At 73.4% G+C, this 16332-nt stretch carries 14 protein-coding genes; 7 read left to right on the top strand and 7 right to left on the bottom strand.

The features are described from left to right. Positions 1 to 3: 3 nt before the first annotated feature. The 6 genes from moaA to ABT345_RS30625 form a co-directional block, all read right to left on the bottom strand. Positions 4 to 1038, bottom strand: a complete 1035-nt coding sequence (moaA, locus tag ABT345_RS30650) for a GTP 3',8-cyclase MoaA (protein ID WP_345080533.1) — start codon at positions 1036 to 1038, stop codon at positions 4 to 6. Further along, positions 1035 to 2198 (bottom strand): deoxynucleoside kinase, encoded by a 1164-nt coding sequence (locus tag ABT345_RS30645; protein ID WP_345080536.1) that lies wholly within the window; start codon positions 2196 to 2198, stop codon positions 1035 to 1037. Before ABT345_RS30645 ends, moaA begins: the two co-directional genes overlap by 4 nt. Then, positions 2198 to 4633, bottom strand: a complete 2436-nt coding sequence (locus tag ABT345_RS30640; RefSeq protein WP_345080539.1) for an MBL fold metallo-hydrolase — start codon at positions 4631 to 4633, stop codon at positions 2198 to 2200. The genes ABT345_RS30645 and ABT345_RS30640 overlap by 1 nt, the downstream gene beginning before the upstream one ends. Before the next feature lie 71 nt (positions 4634 to 4704). Next, positions 4705 to 5292: a non-canonical purine NTP pyrophosphatase gene (locus ABT345_RS30635; protein ID WP_345080542.1), complete on the bottom strand. Its 588-nt coding sequence runs from the start codon at positions 5290 to 5292 to the stop codon at positions 4705 to 4707. A 12-nt stretch (positions 5293 to 5304) separates the two neighbouring features. Next, positions 5305 to 6462 carry an SDR family oxidoreductase gene (locus ABT345_RS30630; protein WP_345080545.1) on the bottom strand — a complete coding sequence of 386 codons (1158 nt, stop codon included), beginning with the start codon at positions 6460 to 6462 and terminating at the stop codon, positions 5305 to 5307. Positions 6463 to 6656: 194 nt separating this feature from the next. Next, a complete protein-coding gene (locus ABT345_RS30625) occupies positions 6657 to 7331 on the bottom strand; it encodes a DNA methyltransferase (protein WP_345080548.1) in 675 nt (224 codons plus the stop codon). A gap of 416 nt (positions 7332 to 7747) precedes the next feature. Here ABT345_RS30625 and ABT345_RS30620 point away from each other — a divergent pair, with 416 nt between their 5' ends. The 7 genes from ABT345_RS30620 to ABT345_RS30590 all read left to right on the top strand — a co-directional run bounded on the left by ABT345_RS30620 (position 7748) and on the right by ABT345_RS30590 (position 14754). Further along, the gene (locus tag ABT345_RS30620) at positions 7748 to 8329 is read left to right on the top strand and encodes an O-methyltransferase (protein WP_345080551.1); all 582 of its coding nucleotides are present in this window, start codon (positions 7748 to 7750) and stop codon (positions 8327 to 8329) included. Then, positions 8326 to 10362 carry a DUF2264 domain-containing protein gene (locus ABT345_RS30615; protein ID WP_345080554.1) on the top strand — a complete coding sequence of 679 codons (2037 nt, stop codon included), beginning with the start codon at positions 8326 to 8328 and terminating at the stop codon, positions 10360 to 10362. The genes ABT345_RS30620 and ABT345_RS30615 overlap by 4 nt, the downstream gene beginning before the upstream one ends. Positions 10363 to 10913: 551 nt before the next feature. Beyond that, the gene (locus ABT345_RS30610; RefSeq protein WP_345080557.1) at positions 10914 to 11717 is read left to right on the top strand and encodes a thaumatin family protein; all 804 of its coding nucleotides are present in this window, start codon (positions 10914 to 10916) and stop codon (positions 11715 to 11717) included. A gap of 17 nt (positions 11718 to 11734) precedes the next feature. After that, a complete protein-coding gene (locus ABT345_RS30605; RefSeq protein WP_345080560.1) occupies positions 11735 to 12604 on the top strand; it encodes a glycoside hydrolase family protein in 870 nt (289 codons plus the stop codon). A 47-nt stretch (positions 12605 to 12651) separates the two neighbouring features. Continuing rightward, positions 12652 to 13071 (top strand): septal ring lytic transglycosylase RlpA family protein, encoded by a 420-nt coding sequence (locus ABT345_RS30600; RefSeq protein WP_345080563.1) that lies wholly within the window; start codon positions 12652 to 12654, stop codon positions 13069 to 13071. 395 nt (positions 13072 to 13466) lie between these two features. Further along, a complete protein-coding gene (locus ABT345_RS30595) occupies positions 13467 to 13847 on the top strand; it encodes a peptidase inhibitor family I36 protein (protein ID WP_345080566.1) in 381 nt (126 codons plus the stop codon). 346 nt (positions 13848 to 14193) lie between these two features. Next, positions 14194 to 14754, top strand: coding sequence for a cysteine hydrolase family protein (locus tag ABT345_RS30590; RefSeq protein ID WP_345080569.1), 561 nt, complete (start codon positions 14194 to 14196; stop codon positions 14752 to 14754). Positions 14755 to 14812: 58 nt separating this feature from the next. Here ABT345_RS30590 and ABT345_RS30585 read toward each other — a convergent pair whose 3' ends face one another. After that, the gene (locus ABT345_RS30585) at positions 14813 to 16210 is read right to left on the bottom strand and encodes a DEAD/DEAH box helicase (RefSeq protein ID WP_345080572.1); all 1398 of its coding nucleotides are present in this window, start codon (positions 16208 to 16210) and stop codon (positions 14813 to 14815) included. Between the last annotated feature and the right edge of the window lie 122 nt (positions 16211 to 16332).

The following is a 16332-nucleotide window of genomic DNA, read 5'->3' as shown; positions in this document are numbered from 1 at the left end:
ACGTCAGCCGCCGATCATCGACATGCTGCGGTCGGGGCGGACGAAGTCGGGGTGGTTGATCTTGTGTCCGGGCCACTTGTGCCAGAGCGCCTCGCGGATCAGGCGTTCCAGTTCGGCGTCGTCCGTGCCGGCGCGCAGCGCGGAGCGCAGGTCGGTCTCCTCCAGGGCGAACAGGCAGACGCGGAAGGCGCCTTCGGCGGTGATGCGCATCCGGTTGCAGCTGTCGCAGAAGGGGTTGGTCACCGAGGGGATGAAGCCCAGTGCGCCGGGGGCGCCGTCGGCGAAGCGGAAGGCGGTGGCCGGCTGCGGGGTGTCCTGGGCGACGGGGGTCAGTTCGTAGGCGGCGGAGACGGCTGCCAGGGTCTCCTCGGCGGGCATCACCTTGTCCCGCTCCCAGGTCCGCTCTGCGTCCAGGGGCATGTACTCGATGAAGCGCACGTCGTAGCCGCCGTCGTGCGCCAGGCGCGCGAAGTCCACCGCCTCGTCGTCGTTGGTGCCGCGGATGACCACGCAGTTGATCTTGACGGGGTCGAGTCCCGCCTCCTTGGCCGCCGCCAGCCCCGCGGTCACCTTCTCGAAGGCGTCCCGGCGCGTCATCTCGGCGTAGCGGTGGCGGAGCAGGGAGTCGCAGGAGACGGTGATGCGGCGCAGTCCGGCGTCGGCGAGGGGGCGGGCGAGCCGGTCGAGGAGCAGTCCGTTGGTGGTGATGGAGACGTCCACGTCGTCGAGCGCGCAGACCCGTTCCACGATCTCGGGCAGTTCCCGGCGTACGGTCGGCTCACCGCCGGTGATCTTGAATTCGCGGACGCCCAGGGAGTGGAAGAGGCGGGCGAGCCGGTCGATCTCGTCGACGGTGAGGATCTCGTCCTTCTCCAGCCAGGGCAGTCCCTCGGCGGGCATGCAGTAGGTGCAGCGCAGGTTGCACTTGTCGATGACGGAGATCCGCAGGTCGCCCGCGATGCGGCCGAAGGTGTCGATGAGCGGGCCCTCGGTGGGGGCGGGGCCCGGGTTGCGCCAGTCGGTCTTGGGTGCGGTCATCGCTGTCGCTCCTTGGTGGAGGTGGGATGTTCGGGGACCAGTTCCCGGAAACGTGCCAGGACCTGATCGGGGGTCAGTTCCGAGGCGTCGAGGTGGTGGACGGGCAGGCGCGCGGACAGTTCCTCGGCCACGTCCTCGAAGCACTGCGCCACCAGGGAGACGTAGGCGCTGGTGAAGGAGCGCTCCAGGACGCGGTTGCGGCGCCGCATCCGCCGCATCAGGACGTCGGTGCGGGCGGTCAGGTGCACCACCGCGGCCGGCGGGGGCAGCGCGGAGGTGAGCAGGTGGTGGTAGCGGTAGTAGGTCTCGTACTGCCGGTGGCTCAGGGCGCCGCTCAGGCGCAGGGCCTTGGCGTACGCCAGTGAGCTGTGCACGTCCTGGTCGAGTACGGCGCCGTCGGTCGTGCGCAGGTTCTGCAGCACCCGCAGCAGCAGGGTCTCCATCTGGCAGAAGAAGGCCGAGGCGTCGTCCCCGCGGAGATAGCGGCTGAGGTAGTTGTCCCGGCCCGGCCCGCGGGTGACGGGGACGATGTCACTTACGTGGTGGGTGTGCGGGGCGTGCGCGATATGCCGTTTGAGCAGGGTGCTCTTGCCCACCGCGGGCGGGCCGAGGACGACCACTCCGGCCGGTTCGGTGGGGCGCCACATCGCGGGGACGGGGTCGATCAGCCGCCGTGCCGTGCGCTCGATGTCGGACAGCGCCGTGGGTTCCGCGGACTCCTCGGTGGCCAGGCGGAGAAGCCGGTCGAGGTCGGTGCGGAGGCAGTGGGCGGCCGCCGGATCGAGTTCGTCCTCGGCGATCGAGGCGAGCGGCCTCCAGTGCAGATGCGGTCCGGGCGGCGTACGGAGGGCGGAGTCGCGCTGGTGGTGGGCGAAGACCCGCAGGTCGTGGGCGACTTCGCCGTCGGGCCCGGGTGGCAGGTGGAGTTCGCTCAGGTAGCGCAGGCGGGCCGCGGGCACGCGGGTGCCGCACGCCCGGTGCGCCACCGAAGCCGCGGCCTGCCGTGCGGTGCTTCCGGCGGGGACGACGGTCCAGGGGAGGCCGGGGCGCCCGGACGCGGTGGGCGGCCGGGAGATCAGGACGCGGTCGCGGTCGTCGAGGACGAGGCAGGCGGCGCGGCGGTGGTCGGGGCGGTGGCGGGGCGGGACCTCGGTGAGCATCACAGTCCTCGCGGGTCGGTGGGTTGCAGCAGCGGTGCGGTGGGGGCAGCGGTGCCGGTGGACGACGGGGTGGCTGCCGGGGTCCGTTCGTGGACCAGATGTGCCAGCGTCAGGAGTGCCACCCGCTCGGCGAAGGCGACCGGGTCCACCTCCCGTCCGGCCCGGGTACGGGTTTCCCGCGGCGGCAGCAGCCACGAGAAGCGGGCGTCGCCGCGGATCAGCGTGTCCCGCACGGCGGCCTCCGGGTCGCGTACGCGGTCCGGCAGCGCGGCCCACACGCGGAAGTCGGGTCTGTCGCCGGTGGCCGTCCACAGCGGTGCGCCGCCGGCCTGCGATGCCGGCTCGACCAGACCGCGCAGGCGGCAGCCGGGCGACTCCGCCACCCGCAGCTCCCGGCCGCCTCCGGCCGCCGGCGGCGCCGGAGGCACCCCCAGCCACCAGCACCGCTCCGCGGTCCGGCCGGGCCCGGGCGCCCAGGGGCGCCGCGGGGTCAGGATCTGCCCGCGCCAGCCGCGGCGGGCCAGGTCGGCACGGAGCCGGTCGACCGTGACGGGGAAGAGGGAGGCCGCCCGCCAGGTCGGCACGCTCACTCCGTCGGGCAGCGCGGTCGGCACGCGCCAGCTGCGGAGCGGGGAGCCTTCGATGTTCTCCAGCAGCCTGCGGTACGAGGCGGCCGGGAACCGGACTCCCCCGCCCAGGTGAGGCTGTGCCTCGATGAGGCTGGTCAGCAGGAGCAGACCCGCTCCGTCGTCGGACTCGTGCGCGGGCGCGGGCCACGGGACGCGGCCCAGCACGCCTACGTAGCACCGCCGGCCCGCGACGGTGATCGTGCCGGAGGCGGTTGCCGGGTCCTCGCCCCGGGCGAGGGCCCGGCCGAGCCGCGCCCACACCGGGGCCAGCCCGGCGTCCGGCGGCGGGCGCACCTCGGCGGACGGGCGCAAGGAGCGGGCGCGGGCGGCGGCGGGCGGGCGCACGGGACGGCGGTGGCGTACGGCGTCGATCTCGCGGTCCAGTTCGGCCAGCGCCGAGCCGAGCCGGGCCCGCAGCAGCAGGGCGAACAGCCCGATGCCGGACAGCGTCACCGGGCCCTCGGCGGGCAGGGCGTCGTGGCGGCTGGTGAGGACGGTCGGCGCGGGTTCCGGGTCGGTGGCCGGGCCCGGCCGTATCTCGCGCAGCCGCCCTCCGTACTGTGCGGCGGAATACCCCAGGCGGCCGGCGAGCAGATCGTCCAGGTCGCTTCCCGTGACGGCCACCTCGATGTCCGCGACGCTCCTGGGCGGCTCCGCGGCGAGGGTGCCGTCCGGGTGCAGCCGCACCGTTCGCTCCGCCGCCGGAAGGGCGTCCGGCCCCACGGCCACGAAGCGGTAGCGGGTGTCGCGCAGCCGGCCGGCGGCGCTCGCGGCGATCTCGGCGAGGCCCGGTACCGGAGTGCGCGAGGAGCCGTCCGCGTCCAGCGGCGGCAGGGCGAGCAGATGGTCCAGGAGGGATCCGGCCTGGCGGGGGGACGTGTCCTCGGGGGGTGGCGTGGAGGGGGTGGCCGGCCGCCGGTCCGCGATCAGCGGCCCGATCCAGGACCCGGGACGGTAGCCGCGGTCGTACGGTGCGTCCGTGGCCCGCACCCAGGTCAGGGCGCCCGTCTCGCGGCGTACCGCGCCACGCGACACGGTGAGTCGGTCTCCGGGGCCCGGGCGGAGGATCACGCGGTCCGGGTCGTCCGCGCGCAGTGCCTGGTCGACGAGGCCGGGCGGGACGGGGAACTTGTGCCCGTTGAGCCATGCCGCGTCGCCCAGGCCGTACTGCCCCTCGGGGAGCGGGACCACATGGGCGGGGCGGGCCTGGGCCAGCAGATCGGTCAGCGGTTCCGCCCAGCCGGTGTCCGCGCCGGGCGGTACCCCGTCCACGCTCCGGGTCTCCTCGATCGGCTGACACGGTGTCAGGAGGAGGTCGGGCGGCGGCCCGGAGCCGAGCAGGCGCTCCACCCATGCGGGGGTGACCAGGCTGTCGACCATGTGCCAGACGAAGGAATCCGGGGTGCGGACGGCCAGGCCGTGTTCCGGGCCGGCGAACGTCGAGGGCGTCCACATCAGTTCGAGCCCCGGGCGCGGGGCGAGGGTCATCCAGTCGCGCACCACGGTCGTCCGGGTGAAGCCGAGCCGGCGCAGTGCGTGGTGGATGCGCGGATCGTCGGGGTGCAGCACCGGCAGCGACCGGTCGAGCAGGGCCAGGGAGGCGATGTCGAAATGGTCGCGGTGGGAGTGGGAGATCCACACCGCGTCCGGTCGCGGAAGGGCCTGCGGGACGACGCGCCGCGGCGGTGCGTACCCGAGCAGCCCGCCGCGGTAGGACTCCCCCAGGTGCGGATCGCACAGCAGGCTGAAGTCGTGCGCCCGTACCAGCACCGTCGCGTGGCCCGCGATCTCGATGGTGACCGGCATGCCGTTCTCCTCGCTTCCGTGGCCCGGGGCCCGTCGTACGCGCGGCGGCGCGGGGCCGGGGCGACCGGGCGTCATGCGGCCACACGCAGACGGGCGGCCAGCCCCCGGAAGGCCCTGCCCCGGCAGTACAGGGCGGCCTTCTCCTGCGGGGTCATCTGGCCGAGGGTGCGTCCGTCGCCCTCGGCCGGTACGAAGACGGAGTCGTAGCCGAATCCGGAGGTGCCCCGGGGCCGTTCGGCGATGTGGCCGAGCGTCACTCCCTCGTGGAGCACCCGGCGGCCGTCGGGGTAGCGCAGCAGGGCCACGGTCCGCACCCGCGCCCCGCGCCGCGGCGCCGCCACGCCGGTCAGCTCGGCCAGGACCTTCGCCACGTTCTCCGCATCGCTCGCCGTGTCGCCCGCGTAGCGGCCCGAGCGCAGTCCGGGGGCGCCGCCGAGGGCCGCCACCTCCATCACGGTGTCGTCGGCGAGCGCGGGCAGCCCGGTCGCCAGGGTTACCGCGACGGCCTTGAGGTGGGCGTTCTCCTCGGCGCTCGCCCCGTCCTCGATCACATCCGGCAGCCCGGGCGGACGCGGCAGCAACTCCAGGCAGCCGTCGAGCAGGGCGGCTATCTCCACGGCCTTGGCCGGGTTGGCGGTTGCCAGCACCACACGCTGCACGGGAGGCCTCCTTCAGGCGGGGGTGACGGGTTGCGGGGCGGGCTGCCGGCCGGGCAGCGTCCCGGGTTCCGACCGGCTGTGCCCCATGGCCAGGTAGCCGCCGTCCACCGGCAGGTCGGCACCGGTGATGAACGTCGCGCCGGGGCCGCACAGGAAGAGGACCGCGGCGGCGATCTCCGCCGGCTCCCCCACCCGTCGCAGGATGTGGTGCCCGCCCATGACCGGGCCCCACCGCGCACGGTCGCCGCCCGTCATCCGCTCGACCTCCGGGGTCCAGACGAGGCCCGGCGACACGCTGTTCACGCGGATGCCGTCGTCGGCCAGATCGAGCGCCTGGCAGCGGGTCAGCGCCAGCAGGGCGCCCTTGCCCGCGCTGTAGGTCCACTGGCCGGGCTGTGCGATGTGGCCCGAGATCGATGCGACGTTGACGACCGCGGCGCCCCGGGCCCTGCGCAACGCGGGGGCCAGGGCCGCCGTCATCAGCGCGCTGCCCTTGACGTTGACCCCCAGACTCCGGTCCCACTCCTCGGGGCTGGCGTGCTCGGCGCGGGCGAGAAAGGTGGCGGCGCAGTTGACCAGCGCGCGCACCGGAAGACCCATGGCTTCGGCCGCTTGGGCTGCTGCCCGGCAGTCGCTCTCTTGTGAAATGTCACCGGTCACCGTGGAGACGCGTGGCATGTCACTGGGCGTGGTGGGGGCCCGTGACATGTCACCGGTGACCGTGCTGCGTGAAATGTCACCGGTCGCCGTAGCGCGTGGCATGTCACCGGTCACCGCGCCACGTGGCATGTCACCGGTCACCGCGCCACGTGAAATGTCACCGGTCACCGCGCCACGTGGCACGTCACCCGTCACCGCGCCACGTGGCACGTCACCCGTCACCGCGCCACGTGAAATGTCACCCGTCACCGCGCCACATGACATGCCACCCGTCACCGTCGCAACCGCCGCCCCCTCCAGCTCCTTGGCCGCCGCCCGCACCCCCTCCCCGTCCCGGTCCACGAGCAGGACGTGGGCGCCCGCCGCGACGAAGGCGCCGGCCGTGGCGCGGCCGATGCCCGAGGCCCCGCCGGTGACCACGCAGACGGTGCCGGCGAAGTCCCCGTCGGGCCGCTGCCCGCCACCGGTGGCGGCTCCCGGAGCACGCTCCGGCTCACTTGGCGATGTCATGGGGCCCCAGATCGAGGTCGACGAAGAGCAGAGATTCCGTTTTGGGCATATCGCCCGTTCATCAGCGTGTTCGCGGTGGAAGAGGTCCACAACTTCGCAGGCGCCAATCCGGCGAACGGCGGTGCGCGGACGGTCACTTCCCGGCACCGGGTCCCGGCGCCTGCCGCGCGCCGCTCTGCCGGGCAGCCGGCCGTTCAGGGCTCGTAGCGGAACACCAGCACATGGGTGTGGTGGTAGCCGGGGGCCGCCTTCTCGGGGCCCGTGTGGACGAACACGATGTCCTCGGACAGGCGGAACAACTCGCTCAGCAGCATGCCGAACTCCCACACCAGGGGCCGGGTCTCCGTCCATTCCGGGCGACGTGCCTGGGAGACCTCGACCACCACCGCGGCGCCCGGCAGGAGGAACCGGGTGAGCCCCGCGAAGATGCGGCGGGCGTCGTCCAGATGAGTCGCGCGGGCATCGGCCGCCTGCGAGGTGCGGAAGCTGGTGTAGGGCGGGCCGGTGAACAGCAGCGAGAAGCCGGGCCAGGACCCGGCGGGCACGTCCTCCGCCGAGGCGACGACGAGCCGGGAGGGGTCGGGCAGCCGGGGCCGGGTGAAGTCGGCGCGCTCACGGTCGCGTTCGAAGCCGACTGCTTCCCGGCCCAGGCGATGGGCCACGGTCAAGGTGGTGCCGAACCCGCAGAACGGGTCGAGGACCCACTCCCCGGGACGGGAGAAGCGGTCGATCACGTACTCGGCCAGCGGCTCGGGGAACCGCATGTCCGTGAGGCCGTCGAAGTCGAGGGGTTCCAGGGAGCCGTCGATGGCCTGCCAGGAACGCCGCGCGGCCGTTGGGCCATCGGCTGTCACCAGCGGATCGGGCATGTGCACGCACCTCGCAAAGGCAGGGGTAGCTGAGCGGTACGCCCCCCGCGGCGGAGGGCCGCGCCTCGAACATCGCCGACCCCGGCGCGGTGCGCCACCGTTCTTCCCCTGACCGGCGTAGCGCGTGCCCACCGAGTACCCCGGGGCCGTGCCCGCGGGCGGTGCGGCGCGGGACCGCCCTCCAGGCGGAACGGCCGCCGGCCGGGGCCCGGGAAGCGGCTCCGCAGACCGGGCTCATTGCCCCTTGTCGGGTAATTTCGAGCTGCGGCCCGCGGCCGCGCACGGGCGCCCCCGGCCCCGCGCCATCCGCCTTGCTCCCCCGGCTCCCCCGGCTCCCCCGGCTCCCCCGGCTCCCCCGGCTCCCCCGGCTCCCCCGGCTCCCCCGGCTCCCCCGGCTCCCCAGGAAGGAATGCCCCTTGGACGACAGCCCCCTTCGGCACCCCGCCGTGGCCGCCACGATCCGGGCACGCAACGCGGTCCTGGGATTCAACGGTTCCTGCCAGGACCGCACCGGCGCGCTGCTGCGCACCCTCGCCGCGCTGAAGCCCGGCGGCCGTCTGCTGGAGCTGGGCACGGGCACCGGCGCGGGGACCGCCTGGATCCTGGACGGCATGTCACCGGACGCGCGCCTGGTCACCGTGGAGCAGGATCCGGAACTCGCGGCGGTCGCCGGTGACCTGTTCCGGTCGGACCCGCGCGTGGAGTTGGTGGTCGACGACCTCCAGCGGTGGCTGCCGCACCAGCGGACGCAGACGTTCGACTTCGTCTTCGTCGACTGCCGCCTCGCCAAGCAGCGCCACGAGGCCGTGCTGAGCCTGCTGCGCCCCGGCGCCGTCTACGTCGCCGACGATCTCCACCCGGGCAGCGGCTGGGGAGCGCAGGACGTGGTGGCGCGGGACGAATATCTCGCCACCCTCGCAGCCGATCCCCGCCTGCGGCCGACGCTGCTGGGCTGGTCCAGCGGCCTTGTCGTCGCCGCCGTCGACGGGCACGGATGAGGCCGCCGAGCGGACGGCGGCCGACGAGCGAGTGTCCGGGCCGCCTGGTGCTGCCGCCGGAGGACCGGGTCCGCTCACCGCGCACGGGCTGGACCCGGGCGCACTGGGAGGCCGTCGCGGACCATCTGCTCGACTCCGTACGGCCGTACGCGAGTCCGCTCGGGGCCTCGGTGCTGCCGCCGGGGCGGCCGAGCTGGTCCGGGTCCCGGGTCGACGGCCTGGAAGGGTACGCCCGGACGTTCCTCCTGGCCGCCGTCCGTCTCGCCGGCGCCGGCGGCGCGGACCGCGGCGGCCGGACGGAACTCTGGGTGCGCGGGCTGGGCGCGGGCACCGAACGCCGCGGCCCGGAGTCCTGGCCGGAGATCACCGAGTGCAGCCAGCAGATGGTCGAGGCGGCGGCGATCGCGGTCGCCCTGCATCTGTCGCGGCCGTGGATCTGGGACCGCCTCACCCACGGCGTCCGAGAGCGCGTCGTCCACTGGCTCAGCGGCACGGTGGGCCGCCGCACCCGCCACAACAACCATCTGCTCTTCCAGGTCGTCGTGGCCGAGTTCCTCCACTCCGTCGGCGCCCTCGACGACCGCAGCGGTATCGAGGCCGCACTCGACCGCGTCGACGAGTGGTACCGGGGTGACGGGTGGTACCAGGACGGTCCCTGTCACCGGAGCGACTACCGTGACGCCGGCGGAACGGTCCGGTCGGCGGCATCGGCCTACGACGCCGGCGAACGTTTCGACCACTACAACGCCTGGGGCTTCCACCTCTACACGCTGCTGTGGGCACACATCGCCGGGCCGCGGGGCGGCGCCCGCGCCGCGGTCTACCGGGAACGCCTCCATGCCTTCCTGTCCCAGTACGTCCTTCTCTTCGGCTCGGACGGCGCCCCGGTCCACCACGGACGCTCGCTCACCTATCGGTTCGCCTGCCTCGCGCCGTTCTGGGTCGGCGCCCGGGAGAACGCCACACCGCTCTCCCCCGGCCTCACCCGCCGGCTGGCCAGCGCCACGCTGCGGCACTTCGTGGAACACGACGCGCCCGACGGGCACGGTCTGTTGACACCGGGCTGGTACCGGGCCTTCCGGCCTTCGGTCCAGGACTACAGCGGGCCGGGGGCGCCGTACGCGGCGGGCAAGGGGCTGCTGGGCCTGCTGTTGCCGCCGGACCATCCGGTGTGGACCGCGCGCGAGGAGCCGCTGCCCGTCGAGACCGGCGACTACGCGAGGGCGCTGCCCGCGCCCGGCTTCCTCGTGCACGGGACCCGGCGCGACGGTCTGGTCCGGCTGCTGAACCACGGGAGCCACTACCTGACGCCGCCGCCCGCCACGCACCGGGACGATCCGCACTACGCCAAGCTCGCGTACTCCTCGCGTACCGGCCCGGAGACGGGAGCGGACGGCCGCGCGGCACGGATCGACAATCACATCGCGCTTCTCTCCCCGGCGGGCGAGGTCTCGCGGCGTGAGCGCATCCACCGGGTGGCCGTCGCCGACGGGTTCGCCGCTTCCTGGCATCAGCCGCTCTCCGATGACGGCGCCGCATCGGACGCGTGCCGCATCGACAGCGTGTCGGTCGTGTGCGGCCACTGGGAGATCCGCGTCCACAAGGTGACCGCCCCGGCCGGGCTCCTGCTGCGCGAAGGGGGCTACGCCCTCGCCTGCCGGGAGCGTCCCCGGGCCCGCGTCGCGGGTGATCACGCCGTCGCCCGGCGCGCCGACGGCCTGGTGAGCGGCGTCGTCGGCCTGTACGGGTGGGCGGCTGCGCACCTGCGGCGGGAGGCCGGGAGCAACGCCTTCGGGGAGCATTCGTGCGTGCCCTACCTGACCGCGGTCACCGGCCCGGCGGCGGAATCGGTCCATGTCACGGGGGTGTTGTTGAGCGGAGCCGCCGGCGGTTCGCTCGATGCGGTGCTCCGGCACGAGATCACCGTCACCGTCGACGCGGGCACCGTGCGGCTGGAGGCGCCCGGGCAGGGCCGCCGGCTGATCCGGCCGGGGGCGGAGCGGCCGGTGACCGTCGAGGGCGGACACCGGTAGGCCGTCGGCGGGCGGGCGCCCGCCCCGCCTTCCGCATGCGCCGCACCCGGCCGCCCGCCGAAGCGGACAAGGATGCGCGGCGCCGCCCGCCCGCTCCCCGCCGAACGCCGTCTCCCCTCCGCTGGCCGGAAACGGGTCCCGCCCAGGTGCAGACCATTGACAGGGTATGCGGGCGACGGATGTCATATGCCCGCCGGGTCCCCTACCTCCCTACTCCTGGGGCTCCGTCCCGGGGGTGGCAAGCTCTCCATCCGGCACGAACCCGCCGATGACCGGTCGCGTCACCGTCCGCCCCACGCTCCCGCATCCACCGCCTCCGCAGCCCACGTACGGCCACGCGCACCCGATATGCCCTCATGGCCAGGGCCGCGGCAGGCCTCGTCCCACCCTTCCCGCGTGCCGCCGGTACCCGGCTCCGGCTTCTGCTAGGCCGGGACCGCGGCCGCCGGACCGCACTCCGGGCGCCGCCACCGTGTCCGTCCACCGACCCGGCCGGCCCCGGCTTTCCCGCCTCCCACCCCACATGCAACGGAGGAGCTTTGCGCAAGGTTGTGAGCACTCTGGCGGCCACGATCGCCGTGGTCGCCGCGTTACTGGCGCTGGTCCCGTCATCCGCGGACGCCCCGCACCGGGCGAGCGCGGCCCCGGGCGCGGTGTTCGACCGCGCCGCGCCGGCCGCGGCCACCGCGGGCGCCCACACGGTGACGTTCGTCAACAGCACCGGCAAGAAGATCTGGGTCGGCAGCGCCGTCAACGCCGACGGTTCCCGGAACTTCGGGTCGTTGCCGGTCCTGGCGCCCGGGCAGTCGGCGACGGTCACCGTCCCGGAGGACGCGGACCCCGGACACTGGCGCGGCAAGTTCTTCGCCCGCATGGGGTGCAGCGGCGAGTCCGGCAGCAGCTTCCACTGCGAGCTGGGCGACTGCGGCGTCTTCGCCGACCACTGCGCGCCGGACACCGGCGAACAGCCCGTCAGTCTCGCCGAGTTCAACTTCGACCGCGCCGACGGCATGGCGCCCTGGTACAACGTGAGCTACGTCAACGCCTTCTCCGTGCCGATCACCATCACGCCCACCGAGGTGTCCGGCTCCGGTGCCGGCTGCGGTGAGGTGGGCTGCGCCGAGGATCTGCTGCCGAAGTGCCCGGCCGGCAATCTGACGCGGTGGGACGACGGCACGCCGAAGCTCTGCACCAGCCCGAACCGCGATGCCAAGACCCCCTACAGCGACATGATCGCCACCAACTGCCCGAAGGCGTACGGCTGGTCGGGGCAGGACCAGGAGCCGGGCAACCAGGTCGTGCAGCAGTGCAGCCGGTGCAGCGGCTTCACCGTCGAATTCCACCGCGGCGCCTGAACGGACGGGAACACACCATGCGCAGAAGGAACATTCTCACCGCCGCGCTGGCGGCCCCGCTCGTGCTCTCGGCAGCCGGCCGCGCCACGGCGGCCCCGGCCCCGGGCGGTCCGGCGACGGCCACGGAGCGGATCACGGCGCCGGGCGCCACCGCCGTGAAGAAGAAGGGCGTGAGCGCCTGGAAATTCGACGGCGACGCCCAGGATCTGGCCGATTCCAAGGCGGGCTGGTTCTACACCTGGGCCTCGGGCCGGTCGCAGATCGCGGCGCCCGACGGCGTCGAGTTCGTCCCGATGATCTGGGGCCCGGCCTCGGTGACCGACGACGAGCTGAACCAGGCCAAGCAGCAGGGCACGACCCTGCTCGGCTTCAACGAGCCCGACCATCCGGGGCAGGCGACGATGCCCGTGGGGCAGGCGCTCGATCTGTGGCCCCGGTTGCAGTCGACGGGCCTGCGGCTCGGCGCGCCCGCGGTGGCCACCGGCGCGGACACCGCCGGCGGCTGGCTCGACCAGTTCCTCCAGGGCGCCGCCGGCCGCGGCCTCAAGGTCGACTTCGTGCCCGTCCACTGGTACGGCGCCGACTTCAACGCCGCCAACGCCACCGGCCAGTTGCGCGGCTACCTCCAGGCCACCTACGACCGTCACCGCAAGCCGCTCTGGCTGACCGAGTACGCGCTGATCGACTTCTCCTCCGGGACCCCGCGGTACCCGACGCAGGAGGAGCAGGCGGCCTTCGTGCAGCAGTCGACGGCCATGCTCCAGGGCCTGCCGTTCGTCGAGCGGTACGCGTGGTTCACGCTCTCCACCAGCCGCGGCGACGGCACCGGACTGTACGACGGCACGACCGCCACGCAGGTGGGCGCCGCCTACCGCGCGGCGGGCTGAACCGCACACCCGCCAGGAACATTCCGCTCCGGAGAAAGGCAGCAGCCATGGTCCGCTTACTTCCCCTTGCCCGTCTGGCCGTCGGGGTCACCGCGCTCGCCGCGGTGGTCGTCGCGGCGCCGCCCAGCTCCGCCGCGCCGCGCGCCGGCACCTGCTGGGCGACGCATTACGGCCCCATACCGCCCGGCTCCTACACCGCCAGCGGCGAACTCTTCGACAACAACGCCGACACCGCGGCGACCTCCCTCTCCCGTGACCCGCAACTCCCCTTCAACACCCGGGTGAAGGTCACCAACACCGCGAACGGCGCGTCCCTCGTCGTCCGCATCAACGACCGCGGCACCTTCCAGCAGACCCCGCAGGAACCCAAGTGTCTCGACCTGACCGACGGCGCCTTCCAGCGCCTCGGCGGCGTCATCGACCCCGACCAGGGCCATATCGAGGTGACGGAGGAAGTGCTGCCGTAGGCAGCCGTATCGGCGACGTCGGCGCGGCCGGGGAGGGGCGGCCGCGCCGACGTCGCATTTCCCCTCCGCACCTCGGGATCAATCAATCCCGTCACCTTTTCGGATCTTCTACGGAAGGCGAACTCGCAGGCCCGGCGAGCGGCATCGCGCGATCAGCCGGCGCCGGCCGGGACGCGGTTCGGGAGCGTTTACCTGAAGAGGCTCCGGAATATCACCTGTTCGTGTTGCACGGCAAAATTTCCCAAAACCCCGGGAAGCCAATTAACCCAGCGGGAGAAACCTTCACTCGCCGAATTCCCGACTTCCGGTGAGTATTGCGAGCCGGCCTGCCGCATTCCTACTCTGACCACGGTTGACTTTATGCGGTCGACCATGGAAACGAAACGGAGAAAAGCATGGTCCGATTCAGAAGCTTCTCCTCCCGCCTGTGGGCCGCCGCGGCCGTCCTGGCGTTCACCGCGGGCACCGCCTCCATGACCGTGAACCCGGCGGCAGCCGACTCCGAACAGTGCCCGTCCGGATCTTTCTGCGTATGGGAACAATCCAGCTACCGGGGCGACTTCCGGCACTACACCTCGTCGAACCCCAACGTCGGCGACTACATGAACGACCGCATGACCTCGTACTGGAACCGCACCGGTAAAACGGTCAGCGTCTACGAGCACTCCAAGTACGTCGGGTGCATGTTCACGATCGGCCGGGGCAAGTCCGAGGCGGCCGTGGCCTCGCATTTCAACGACAAGATGACCTCCCTCCGCATCGGCCAGGGCTGCTGACACCGCCTCGAAGGCGAACGGCGTCCGCGAAGCCGGAGCCGCGCCGGTGAATTCCGCCCTGTGAGCCCTGAGAGCCCCAGCCCGACCGGGCCGGGGCTCTTCGCCATGCGCTCGCCGTGCCGGGCCGAGAGGGCGCCGTGGATGGTCAGACACCACGGGAGCCGGCCGGGAATTGTCCCAAAGCCCAGGTGGAACAGGACAGTCAAGTCGTTCAATGGGGAGGATCGCACGGCACGGGGGGGGCGGGGATGACGGCATCGCACCACCGGCCGGTCACGCCCGGCGCCTGCCCGGCGCACGCGAAAGCCGAGCCCCTTCCCGATCCGACTCTGCCCCTGGAGACGACATGAGCAGCGCCCTTCTCGTGATGGACGTCCAACAGGACATCGTGGACCTCGCCGACGACGGCTCCGGCTATCTGCCGCGCCTGCGCAAGGCGATCGACGCGGCCCGGGCGGCGGATCTCCCCGTGATCTACGTGGTGATCGCCCTGCGCCCCGGCTTCCCCGAAGTCGGCACCCGCAACAGGGCGCTCGCCGCCATCGCCCGGGCCGGACTTTACGTCGAGGGTGCGCCCGGTACCGAGATCCACCCGGAGGTCGCGCCGCGGCCGGGCGACGTCGTGGTGACCAAGCGGCGGGCGAGCGCGTTCTCGGGCAGCGATCTCGACCTGGTGCTGAGGGCGCGCGGCATCGACAGCCTCGTGCTCACCGGCATCGCCACCGGCGCGGTGGTGCTCTCCACCCTGTGCCAGGCGAACGACCTGGACTTCGGGCTCACCGTCCTGTCCGACGCCTGCCTGGACCTGGACCCGGAGGTGCACCGCGTCCTCACCGAGCGGCTGTTCCCGCAGTGGGCGGACGTGGTCACCGTGGACGACTGGTGCGAGGGGATCGCGTCCCGGTAGCGGCGGGCCGCAGGCCCCACGGGGCGGTGCGGCCGTTCGCCCGGTCGGCGGCGGGTGCTCAGTTGCCGCGCCGCACCCGGGCCGCCTTGCGCGCCTCGGCGAGCTTGCGGGCCTCGGTCGCCTTGCGGGACCTGCCGCCGGTGCCGCGGGAGGAGGCGCCCTTGCCGGTGCCCAGGCCGCGGAAGGGCTCGTGGGAGTTCTTGGGCCGGGAGGCGGCGGGCCCGCCGTCGAGCGGGGTGCCGGAGGGCGCCTTGGCCCCGGTGATCCGGGTCAGCTCCGCCTCGCCCGAGCGCACCTTCGTGATCGTCGGCTCGATCCCGGCCTCGGCCAGCAGCCGGTGCGTCTCCCGGCGCTGGGCCGACAGCACCAGCGTGACGACGGTGCCGGACTCCCCGGCCCGGGCGGTGCGGCCCGCGCGGTGCAGATAGTCCTTGGGGTCGGTGGGCGGGTCGACGTTCACCACCAGATCGAGGTCGTCGACGTGCAGGCCGCGGGCCGCGACATCGGTCGCCACCAGGGCGGTGACCTGGCCGTTCCGGAACTGTGCGAGGGTCCGGGTGCGCTGCGGCTGGGACTTGCCGCTGTGCAGCGCCGCGGCGTGCACCCCGCTGGCCCGCAGATGCCGGGTGAGCTGGTCGACGGCGTGCCTGGTGTCCAGGAAGAGCAGGACGCGGCCGTCGCGGGCGGCGATCTCGGTGGTGACGGCGTACCGGTCGGGGCCGTGGACGACCAGCAGATGGTGGTCCATCGTCGTGACCGCGCCCGCCGACGGGTCGACCGAGTGGACGACCGGGTCGTGGAGGTGGCTGCGGACCAGCTGGTCGACGTCGCGGTCCAAGGTGGCCGAGAACAGCATCCGCTGGCCGTCGCGGTGCACCTGGTCGAGCACCTCGGTGACCTGCGGCAGGAAGCCCATGTCACACATCTGGTCGGCCTCGTCGAGAACGGTGATCCGTACCCGTCCCAGGCGGCAGGCCCGGCGCTCGATGAGGTCGTGCAGCCGGCCGGGGGTGGCGACGACGATCTCGGCGCCGTCGCGCAGCGCGGCGGTCTGCCGGCCGATCGACATCCCGCCGACGACCGTGGCCATCTTGAGCCGGAGCGCGTCGGCGTACGGCGTGAGCGCCTCGGTCACCTGCTGGGCCAGCTCCCGGGTGGGCACCAGGACCAGCGCGAGGGGCTGCTTCGGCTCCGCGCGCCGCCCGGCCGTCCGGACGAGCAGCGGCAGGCCGAAGGCGAGCGTCTTGCCCGACCCCGTGCGCCCGCGCCCCAGGACGTCACGTCCGGCGAGGGCGTCGGGCAGCGTGGCCGACTGGATCGGGAAGGGCGTGTGCACGCCGCGGTCGGCGAGCGTGCGCTGCACCTCGGCCGGAAGGTCCAGGTCGGCGAAGGCGATCGGGGGCGCCGCCGGGGTGGGGGCGCCGGGCGCGGTGGTGAGGTGGTCCGGGTGATCCATGAAGAGCCTTCCGCAGGGGGAACGTACCGAGAAAGGCCCGGCAGGAGTGGTGAGCAGCCGACGAACCAGGGGAACCGCACGGACGGATCCGCCAGCCGTCACGGCCGTCCGGACAAGTGAGA

This window comes from Streptomyces sp. NPDC000404 (assembly GCF_040300365.1).
Taxonomy (GTDB): domain Bacteria; phylum Actinomycetota; class Actinomycetes; order Streptomycetales; family Streptomycetaceae; genus Streptomyces; species Streptomyces ramulosus.
This window is presented reverse-complemented; position numbering and strand designations above follow the sequence as displayed.